This is a genomic window from Nostoc sp., assembly GCF_036917315.1.
GTDB lineage: Bacteria > Cyanobacteriota > Cyanobacteriia > Cyanobacteriales > Nostocaceae > Nostoc.
On sequence record NZ_JBALDR010000037.1, the window covers coordinates 1 to 10,324 of the forward strand.

Sequence of the window (10,324 nt, forward strand, 5' to 3'; positions counted from 1 at the left end):
TAGGCGTCCACCTTTTCATCCTTGAGGAAATTGAGGATGTCAGGGACATACTTGGCTGCGGCGTCTCCCAAGTTGCCCAATGCCGATGCCGCACCTGAACGAACGTTGGCGGGAACCTTTTCATCCTTGAGGAAATTGAGGATGTCAGGGACATACTTGGCTGCGGCGTCTCCCAAGTTGCCTAATGCCGATGCCGCACCATAACGAACGTAGGCGTCCACCTTTTCATCCTTGAGGAAATTGAGGATGTCAGGGACATACTTGGCTGCGGCGTCTCCCAAGTTGCCCAATGCCGATGCCGCACCATAACGAACGTTGGCGGGAACCTTTTCATCCTTGAGGATATTAGCAGCTTTCTCGGCAATATCCTCTGGTTTCTTCACCAGGGATTTTAAATCTTTGAGATTATATTCACCTAATTGCTTGAGAGCATATCCCTTAACTTTGTCGTATCCATCATCAAGGGCTGCTGATATACCGTTAATCTGCCAATCTTGGGGTTTGAGTTCAGGTTTTTCTTTGGCGCTTACCCAAGGCAAACAAAGGAAAAGAGTTAGGAGTAGGGTAAAACAGAAAAGGAAAAAGAGGGAAAGCTTGCTGGTGTGGTGGGGAGTTATGAGCATAAATCAGGGCAAGGCGGCAGATTACACGCGGCTATCGGTATAATAACAAGCTTGCAATTCCTAATTCCTGATTGAGAGTCTTTCATACTTGTAAACGAGTATTAAAGGTTCATCGACAAAGCTCTGAGGTTCATCGACAAAGCTCTGAGGTTCATCGACGATGCTCTGAGGTTCATCGACGAAGCTTTGAGGTTCAGCGACGAAGCTTTGAGGTTCAGCGACGAAGCTTTGAGGTTCAGCGACGAAGCTTTGAGGTTCATCGGCGAAGCTTTGAGGTTCATTGACGATGCTCTGAGGTTCATCGGCGAAGCTTTGAGGTTCATCGGCGAAGCTTTGAGGTTCATTGATCAAAAGATATATCTCGTTTTACAAATCAGGAGACTCTCAATACGATTCGGTTAATGTGCATAGTCATTGGAGATCCCCCTAAATCCCCCTTAAGAAGGGGGACTTTAAGAAGTTTTCCCCGTTTTTTGAGATTCGCCTAAATACCCCTTAAGAAGGGGGACTTTAATTCCGGTTCCCCCCTTTTTTAAGGGGGGTTAGGGGGGATCGTATGCTGTATCTGCTCACACACACTATCAAAGTGATTTAAAACTTGACTATTTGTAAACCTAATAATCTTTAAACCATAGCCTTCCAAAATGTTGGTTCTCTCCAGATCGTAATTTTGACCTTCATTTGTAAAATGGCTATCCCCATCAATTTCAATCACTGTTTGTAAAGTAGGGCAGTAGAAATCAACTATGAAATGATTAATCGGTCGTTGTCTGAAAACCCGATATTGAAAATTTCTCAAATATTCATGCCACAGCTTTTTTTCTGCTGGGGTCATATTTTTACGAAGTTCTTTCGCTCTTTCTACAAGCTTTGGATTGTAAGGTAGATAGAGATTGCTGCTATTGAGTTTGTTTGTCATATTTTCTAGTGTTTATGCCCCTTACCCAATACTGCGTAGGTTTTGGTGCATAGTCATTCGAGATCCCCCCTAACCCCCCTTAAAAAAGGGGGGAACCGGAGTCAAAGTCATCCTTTTTAAGGCAATAAATAGGGTTCAGTTAACGTTTTGATCCCCCCTAACCCCCCTTAAGAAAGGGGGGAACCGGAGTCAAAGTCCCCCTTTTTAAGGGGGATTTAGGGGGATCTCAAAGTATTGGCTACATCACTAAAAGCTTTTTAAAAGCCTTTAAGAATCGACAGTAGCTTTAGCAGGTTTACTTTTAATAGCTTTAAACCGTTCGCCTAATTGTTCAGCAATAGTTTTTAACCCTGGAGTTTTCTTAGCAGCAGTCTTGACGTAATCATAAACTGTCAAACTGCTACCCATTGCTTCGCTACCGACAGCCATTAGGGTATCATCTACCTGTTCTGTCAGTTGTCGCAGTCCAATCAAAACTTCGGTGAGGTTAGCAGCTAGTTGATAATCCCGCACAAATTCATCTAAATCAAAACTGGCTGGTAAAATATCTCGGTTAGATTGGGCAGCAATCAGGCTATTGTTGACAAAAGCTAGTCTTTTATCGCCCATCTTAAATAAGTTGCGTCGTTCTTCTGCACTCAGGGTAACGAGAAAAGGCATCTTTGCTTGGATAGTCGCAAAGGCAGCTTTAATTTCTTGGATATCTTCTGGGGAAAGGGAAGCGGTAATGTTTTGGTAAGACATTGGATATTTACTGTGGTAAATCTGTTTGTTATGATTCCCACTGGTAAATGCGATCGCACAAATTGGGCACGAGGCGGAAGACGCGATAAATCGCCGTCTCTACAATTATGGGCGCGATGGTTTCTTACCAAAGCCATAGCGCATTGTATGCATAATCCAAGTTTGGAAGTTGTCAATGTAGCTAAATATCACTGGCACTACTACCAGTGTCAACAGAGTAGAAGTTGTAAAACCGCCCATAATGGCAATTCCCATCGGTTGGCGAACTTCAGAACCCGCACCGATTCCCAATGCTAAAGGGAGAATACCGGCGATGGTTGCGAAAGAAGTCATTAAAATTGGGCGCAGACGTGACACACCTGATTCAATGAGTGCCTGACGTTGAGTTTTACCTTCTTGCATGTTGATGATCGTATAGTCAACTAACAGAATCGAGTTTTTGGTGACAATCCCCAACAGCAACACAATCCCAATCAGGGCATATATTCCCAAGGGTTTTTGAGCAACCATCAACGCTACTAATGCGCCACCTAAACAAAAGGGTAAGGCTGCCATAATCGATAATGGATGAAGAAAGTTGTTATACAGCAGCACCAGAATTGCATAGATACACATTAATGCCAGCCCCAACGCACCGCCAAAGCGACCGAAAATGTCTTGCATAATTTTGGCACTACCTGATGGTTGCTGTATTACTCCTGGTGGTAAGTTTTGCATCGCGGGTAGTTGGTTGATTGTCTGGACTGCCTCTCCTAAAGAAAGCCCTTGCAAATTGGCTTCTACAGCGACTTGACGGGCGCGATCGTAACGGTTGATGGTAGCAGGCCCGCTACCAAAGCGGATATCTGCCACTGCGATGAGGGGAACCAATCTACCATTTTGATTGGGGACTTGCAGATTTGTGATTGTGTTAATGTCAGCCCGCGCTTGCGGATCTATTTGGACGCGAATGGGGATTTGGCGATCGCTTAAATTAAATTTCGCCAAGTTCGCCTCATTATCGCCGATGGTGGCAAGGGAAGCAGTCCGAGCGATCGCTTGCACTGTCACCCCCAAATCTGCTGCCCGTTGCGGGTTGGGAATTACCAAAATCTCTGGTTTTACCAAACTTGCAGTAGATGCCACTTCTACCAATCCAGCTAGCGATCGCATCTGCTTTTCTAAGGCATCAGCAGCTTGATTCAAAGCTTCGGGATTTTCACTTCTGAGGACAATTGATAAACCTTTGCGGCTGTCACCCGGCGATTGACTTTGAAAACTAATTCTCGCTCCTGGTATTTGCTCAAAGTTAGGACGCACTTGTTCTTCAAACTGTTTTTGGGAAATATTTCGTTCCTCTCTGGGTTTGAGATTAATCGCAAGGCTGGCAGAATTGATCTCTTCTGTTGCTAGTACGCGTTCAACTACTGGATTTTGGCGGATGATATCAGTCGCTTGTGTGACTACCTTGTTAACGTCTGACAAAGTGGAACCAGGAGGTAATTCTATAGAAACGTTAGAAATTCCGAAGTCACCATCATCAACAAAACCCTTGGGAATTAAGGGAACCAGCATCGCACTGGCAATGAAGAAAGCTAAAGCGATCGCCATTGTTGTCAATCTATGGCGTAATGCCCACTGTAAAAGCAATCTATAAGGTTGAAAGCCTTGACGCTCTTCATCTCCAATTTTTCTACTTCCGTTCCCACCACCTGGAAGTGTAAATTTAAAATTAAAAATTTTTATTACTCCCCTCTGCCCCTCGGTCACTGAGCGAAGCCGAAGTGCTGCCCCCCGGTCACTGAGCGTAGTCGTTGGCGCAGCCTCTCGTAGAGAAGTGTGCCCCTCCGCCTCCTTTAAAAGATACGCCCCCATCATCGGCGTAACCATCCGCGCGACAAGAGTTGAGAAAATTGTGGAAACGGCAACGGTAACGCCAAATGGTTGAAAAAATTGCCCCGGAATCCCACCCATAAAGGCAACGGGCAGAAACACTGCAATAATCGTCGCTGAACTGGCGATTACCGCTAATCCTACTTCGTCGGAAGACTCAAAAGCCGCTTCCCAAGCTGACTTACCCATAGCGATATGCCGTTCCATATTTTCAATTTCCACAACGGCATCATCGACCAAGTTGCCCACCGCCAAGGCTAATGCCAACAAAGTCATGTTGTTGAGGGTGTAACCAAGGGCTTGCTGCACTGCGAAGGTGGGAATTATTGATAAGGGCAAGGCAACAGCGGTAATTAATGTTGCTCGCCAGTCCCGCAAAAACACTAAAATAACGATGACCGCCAGCACCGAAGCTTGAATCAATTCATCAATGGTGCTTTGGTAAGATTGGCGGACAATATCGGCTCTAGTAAAAATTAAATCCAGTTTGACATCTGGAGGAAGGGTTTTTTCCAGTTGTTTGACTGCTGCTTTCACTCCTTCTTCCACAGTCACCAGGACGCTGCCAGTACTACGTAAGACTTGAAAAGCTACCACAGGTTGATTATTCAAACGGGCGGCTTGGCGCACGTCACCAAATTTATCTTCTACAGTTCCCAGGCTAGATAACGGTACAGAACCACCTTGTGGTAAAACTATTTCGTAGGTTTTCAAAATATCCACACTGACGGCACTTCCTAAAGTACGGATACTTTGTTCGCTACCACCAACTTCAGCACGTCCGCCGGGTAAGTTAATGTTCAAAGCGCGGATTTGGTCGTTTACCTGAGTGGCGGTAATCGCTAAAGATTGTAAGCGGTCTGGATTAAGATTAATCCGAATTTCTCGGTCAACACCACCCACGCGCTGAATTTGTGCTACACCACGAACTCCCAACAAGGCACGGCTAATAGTTTGGTCTACGAGATTGCTTAACTCTTCTACAGAACGCCGATCTGATTTAACTGCGTAGGTAATCACCGGGCCGCCGGAAAATTCTAGGCGTTCCACAATTGGATCGTTAATGTCTTGGGGTAAATCTTGGCGAATTTGAGCGATCGCATTTCTAACATCATTGGTGGCGCGATCGCTATCTGTACCCAAAACGAAATTGATTGTCGTCTTAGAGTTCCCATCGCTGACAGTGGAAATCATAAAATCGATATTGCCCAACCCCGCCACAGCATCTTCAATTTTTTTCGTCACTTGGGATTCTAATTCTGCTGGGCCTGCACCCGGTTGGGTGACTTTGATCGAAACTGTTGGTACATCAATATTTGGGTTAGTATCAATCCCCAAGGATATGAAGGAGAACCAACCGACAACTGTCAAAATTAAAAATAAAACTATCGTGGGAACAGGTTTTTTAATCGACCAAGCTGAGATATTAAAGGACATTGGGAAATTTTAAATTTGGGATTTTCCTGCGGAACGCTACGCGTAGCTTGCTTCCCCGGAGGGGTACGACTACGCTCAGTCAAACGATTTGGGATTCGACATCTCAGTGTAAGAATTCAGAATCCAGAAAACTTTAATACTCAAGCTTAATAACACACCAATTCGCTCAAGTCGAGAAACCTTTTCAGCAGTTCCTCCTCCGTGGAAACCCAAAAGACCGGACTGCCTTACCAAGTGACTGCCCGACTTTCTGCTGAATTCTCCACTGATTGGATTCAAAATTCTGACTTCTGACTTCTGAATTCTGATTCCTGCTTCAACTTGCAACTCTAACCTTATCGCCATCTTTGAGATAGCCTGCACCATCAACGACAACGCGATCGCCTAACTGTAACCCACTCTTGATTTCCACCGTGTCGTTATTACCAGGATCTCCTAACTCGACTTTCTGGCTGTTGACTGTATTTTCACTCGATAAGATGAATACAATTACACTTGCGTCACCTTGGGACTGCACTGCTTTTTGTGGCACTACCATTTTCATCCCTGAGTCAGTAGTAATTGCAGCACTAGCAAACATTCCTGGTTTAAGTAAAGTTGTTGGCGGCAAGTCAATTTTCACTGTTGCTTCCCGTCTTTGATCGTTCAGTTGTGGTTGTATATCTCTGACTCGTCCTTGCGATCGCACCCGCCGATCGACATCAGAAGTAATTTGCACCGATGCGCCAATTTTCACCTGAGTTAGTTGAGTTTCGGGCACCTTCGCCTGAAGTTCTAACTTTTCATCTCGGATAATCGAAAATAGTTTTTGTGTGCCACCAATCACAGTTCCCACCTGAGTTTGCGGCGGTACACCAGTGACATCACCGACTCTAGCTAGTTTTTCGGCGATGACTCCCGAAACAGGCGCGCGCACCACAGTTTGTCCTAACTGAGTTTGCAGTTGTTGCACCTTAGCAGCACTGCTCTTGACATCAGCCTTGGCTTTGTTGACGATCGCTTGGGCGTTATTAATATTGGCTTGGGCACTGCCGATATTAGCCTGGGCACTGCGTATATTTTCTTGGGACAGGTTCACAACTTCTATGGCAGTTTTCACATTGTAGGAACGAGTATCAAGTTCTTGTTTACTAATCGTCCCAGAGTCAGCGAGTTGTTGATAGCGCTGATAATTCTTGCCTGCTTCCTCCAACCTCGCCTTAGCTTGAGCTAAATCAGCTTGTTTTTGCTTGACTATCGCTTTATTTGATGCCAAATCTGCTTGTTTAGATGCCACATCTGCTTGTTTGGATGCCACATCTGCTTGTTTCGATTCCACATCTGCTTTTGCTTGGCTAATTTGGCTTTGCAGTATGGAACCATCTAGCACTGCCAAGACTTGACCTTGTTTGACAAAAGCTCCTTCTTTGACATTTGCGGGGATACTTTTAATTTGTAAGCCGTTTGTTTGCGGTAGCACCGGAATTAAATCACTCGCGGCTACAGTCCCAGTCGTTTTAAGGGTACGGACAACGCGGGCGGTTTCTACTGTGGCGGTAGTAACTGTCATCGCCGGGTTAACTTTTTTATCCGCTACCCCACTTTGTTGACGCGATGGAGAACGATTTAATACACTCATCCCAACCAAGGCGATCGCAATTCCTAAACCAGTACCCAAGAATAATGGCTTCAACCATGCCCTGGCCAACTTTTGATCTGATTTGCTTAAAAAACTCCTATCTTCAGAGGTTATAGCTTCTTCCACCTCGACTTCTGAAAGACTTTCATCGCTCACAGTTTCACCTCTACTTGCTGTCTATGCATACCAAATCTTGGTATTTTCTTAAGAAAACTTGAAGTTTATTTACTTCGATATCAACTATGACGCATTTCATAGTAAATGTCTTTTATCTGCAATAGTATATAATAGAACTTCATAACTAAGAGAAATTACTATTAAAAGACGATCGCAAATTTTATGTAGATTATGATACAAAAAATTCTCTCATCTCATAGAGCTACTCTATGTCACACACCATCAGTATTTAGCTCGCTGTCAACCAATGCTTAAATATGAAAAACTAATATAGCTCATCTAGATTTATTTAATTAGAATTGAAAGTATTTATGTACCTTGGGATACTAGTAAATTATTTTTATACGTAATCAATCATTTCTCTAAAGCCTTTGTGTTGCCAGGAAGTCATGTATCCAGGCATAGATAAAGCTAGCGTCTACAGCTACACGTGAGTTACAAAGGAGCAAACTCCATTGCCTTAGATTCCAGCAAGGGTGGCCTTGATTCTGGAATTTTGAAATCAAATCAATAAAAAATTGGTATTTACCAGAGAAAACAGATATGTTCAATGCCACTGAAATTTTAATTGATGCCTTTGTAAATGAAATTCGAGACGGCTACCGTCGCACTTATGGCTGCTTTAAAAATGATTATCAGGATATTATCGCCTGGGCGGGTAACATGGCTTTGGAAAACATTGCCAACAGCGATGCTCTTTACCACAATGTTGAACACACTGTCTTAGTAACCCTCGTGGGACAAGAAATTTTACGTGGCAAACACATCAGAGAAGGTGGTGTTTCTAGTGAAGACTGGTTGCATTGTATTATTTCTTTAGTCAGTCATGATATTGGCTATGTTAAGGGAGTTTGCCGACAAGACCGAGAAACAGCAAACTTATATTCCACAGGTAAAAATGGCAGAATGATTTCTGTGGCTGCTGGCGCTTCTGATGCCAGTCTGACACCGTATCATGTTGATAGAGCCAAACTGTTTATTGATGAGCGTTTTGGGGGTCACAAGTTAATCGATGCTGAGGCAATTAAGAGCAATATTGAATTGACTCGATTTCCCGTGCCGGCGGCAGAAGATCATCAAGATACAAAGTGCTTTGCAGGATTAGTGCGTGCTGCTGATTTGATTGGTCAACTAAGCGACCCGCGTTACCTGAAGAAAATTACTTCTTTATTTTACGAATTTGAAGAGACTGGCGTAAATAAAGTTTTGGGCTATAACACCCCTGCCGATTTACGTAATAACTACGCTAAGTTTTACTGGAATGGCGTCTATCCCTATATCCAAGAAGGACTGCATTACCTATCATTGACACAACAGGGAAAACAAATTCTTGCAAATCTTTACTCAAACGTGTTTGTTGTGGAACATGAAAAACAACAGGAAGAACAGCAACGGTATTTAGAGAAGTTAGCAGTTAAGAGTTAGGAGAGACGCGATTAATCGCGTCTGTACAGGAGTTTAGGAGTTAAAAATTATTAATTATGAGTTATGAATTAAGATAAAAACTTAATAACTCATAACTCCTAACTTATAACTCCTAACTACTATGGATTGGTGGCGACGACTTAAGAAAAATCCTTTGGCACGATTTGGGGCCATTTTGCTGTTAATTTTCTATATAGGAGTAATTGCAGCTGATTTCGTAGCTCCTTATGACCCCTATGCTTCACAGCCTAATGGTTCGCTGCTGCCACCAACTAAGATACGCTGGGTTTCTCAATCAGGGCAGTTTGTCGGGCCTTATGTTTATCCGACGACTCAGGGAGATACAAATTTAGATACAGGCGATCGCAAACTGATTGTAGACTCGACAAAGCCTTCGCCTCTGCGTCTATTTGTCTCCGGGCCAGAATACCGATTGTTACAGATGAGTTTGCCACTACCGCCGAAGTGGGATGAAGTCACAATCTTTGGTGGTATTCCCTTAAATTGGCATTTATTTGGCACAACAAGTGGCGTCAAAGTCAATATTTTGGGCACTGATGACCAAGGCCGCGACCAATTCAGTCGCCTGCTGCATGGCGGCCGCATCAGTATGTTTATAGGGATTTTTGGCATTATCATTACCTATCCCCTCGGTTTGCTCATCGGGGGAATTTCTGGTTATTTCGGCGGTGTGACTGATAGCCTGATTATGCGCTTGGCAGAAGTGTTAATGACTTTCCCTAGTATTTATCTTTTGGTGACTTTGGGCGCAGTCTTACCAGCAGGTTTAAGCAGTACCCAGCGCTTTTTGCTGATTGTGGTGATTACTTCGGTTATTAGCTGGGCTGGTTTAGCACGGGTCATTCGGGGACAGGTACTATCACTTAAAGAGCGAGAATTTGTCCAAGCAGCGCGGGCAATGGGCGCGAACCCAATTTATATCATCCTCCGCCACGTTTTACCGCAAACGGCTAGTTATGTAGTTATCTCTGCGACTCTTGCAATTCCTGGCTTTATTGGTGCAGAGGCAATACTGAGTCTCATCGGCTTAGGTATTCAACAACCAGACCCTTCTTGGGGAAATATGCTTTCTCTGGCAAGTAATGCTTCAATCTTGGTGTTGCAACCTTGGCTAATTTGGCCGCCGGCTGTGCTGATTATTCTCACAGTGTTGGCATTCAACTTACTCGGTGATGGGTTGAGAGATGCACTTGATCCTCGTAGTTTAAGAAGATAAGCCTTCAATAAATAGCAAATGGTACCGCCGAAATAGCAAATGCGAACACCGAAGTAACAAATGCGATCGCCGAAATAACAAATGCGATAGCCAAAGTAACAAATGCGATAGCCAAAGTAACAAATGCGAACTCCGAAGTAAGAAATGTGAACGCCGAAATAACAAATGCGAACGCCGAAGTAAGCTGTTGCGCCTACAATTTGCATATAATAAAGATGAATATAACTTCGGGTACAGGTTGTTATGCCGGCTATTGGCTTTCTAAGTTTAGA

General features: G+C 43.9%; 9 protein-coding genes. 2 read left to right on the forward strand and 7 right to left on the reverse strand.

Annotation, left to right across the window (positions count from 1 at the left end; translation table 11 throughout):
• The 7 genes from V7K84_RS16930 to V7K84_RS16960 all read right to left on the reverse strand — a co-directional run.
• Positions 1 to 539: HEAT repeat domain-containing protein (locus V7K84_RS16930; protein ID WP_334839693.1), on the reverse strand; the 539-nt coding region annotated here is incomplete at its 3' end.
• 185 nt (positions 540 to 724) lie between these two features.
• Positions 725 to 967: a hypothetical protein gene (locus V7K84_RS16935; protein ID WP_334839695.1), complete on the reverse strand. Its 243-nt coding sequence runs from the start codon at positions 965 to 967 to the stop codon at positions 725 to 727.
• 188 nt (positions 968 to 1,155) lie between these two features.
• Positions 1,156 to 1,542: an endonuclease domain-containing protein gene (locus V7K84_RS16940; RefSeq protein ID WP_334839696.1), complete on the reverse strand. Its 387-nt coding sequence runs from the start codon at positions 1,540 to 1,542 to the stop codon at positions 1,156 to 1,158.
• Between the two features lie 267 nt (positions 1,543 to 1,809).
• Positions 1,810 to 2,286, reverse strand: a complete 477-nt coding sequence (locus V7K84_RS16945; RefSeq protein WP_334839698.1) for a hypothetical protein — start codon at positions 2,284 to 2,286, stop codon at positions 1,810 to 1,812.
• A gap of 105 nt (positions 2,287 to 2,391) precedes the next feature.
• Positions 2,392 to 5,595: an efflux RND transporter permease subunit gene (locus V7K84_RS16950; protein ID WP_334839700.1), complete on the reverse strand. Its 3,204-nt coding sequence runs from the start codon at positions 5,593 to 5,595 to the stop codon at positions 2,392 to 2,394.
• Between the two features lie 75 nt (positions 5,596 to 5,670).
• Positions 5,671 to 5,940, reverse strand: coding sequence for a hypothetical protein (locus V7K84_RS16955; RefSeq protein ID WP_334839702.1), 270 nt, complete (start codon positions 5,938 to 5,940; stop codon positions 5,671 to 5,673).
• A complete protein-coding gene (locus V7K84_RS16960; protein WP_334839703.1) occupies positions 5,912 to 7,369 on the reverse strand; it encodes an efflux RND transporter periplasmic adaptor subunit in 1,458 nt (485 codons plus the stop codon). The genes V7K84_RS16955 and V7K84_RS16960 overlap by 29 nt, the downstream gene beginning before the upstream one ends.
• Positions 7,370 to 7,933: 564 nt before the next feature.
• On the opposite strand from V7K84_RS16960, the gene V7K84_RS16965 reads away from it, so the two are divergent.
• The gene (locus tag V7K84_RS16965; protein WP_334839705.1) at positions 7,934 to 8,815 is read left to right on the forward strand and encodes an Npun_R2479 family HD domain-containing metalloprotein; all 882 of its coding nucleotides are present in this window, start codon (positions 7,934 to 7,936) and stop codon (positions 8,813 to 8,815) included.
• A gap of 121 nt (positions 8,816 to 8,936) precedes the next feature.
• Positions 8,937 to 10,052: an ABC transporter permease gene (locus tag V7K84_RS16970; RefSeq protein WP_334839707.1), complete on the forward strand. Its 1,116-nt coding sequence runs from the start codon at positions 8,937 to 8,939 to the stop codon at positions 10,050 to 10,052.
• Positions 10,053 to 10,324 lie beyond the last annotated feature (272 nt).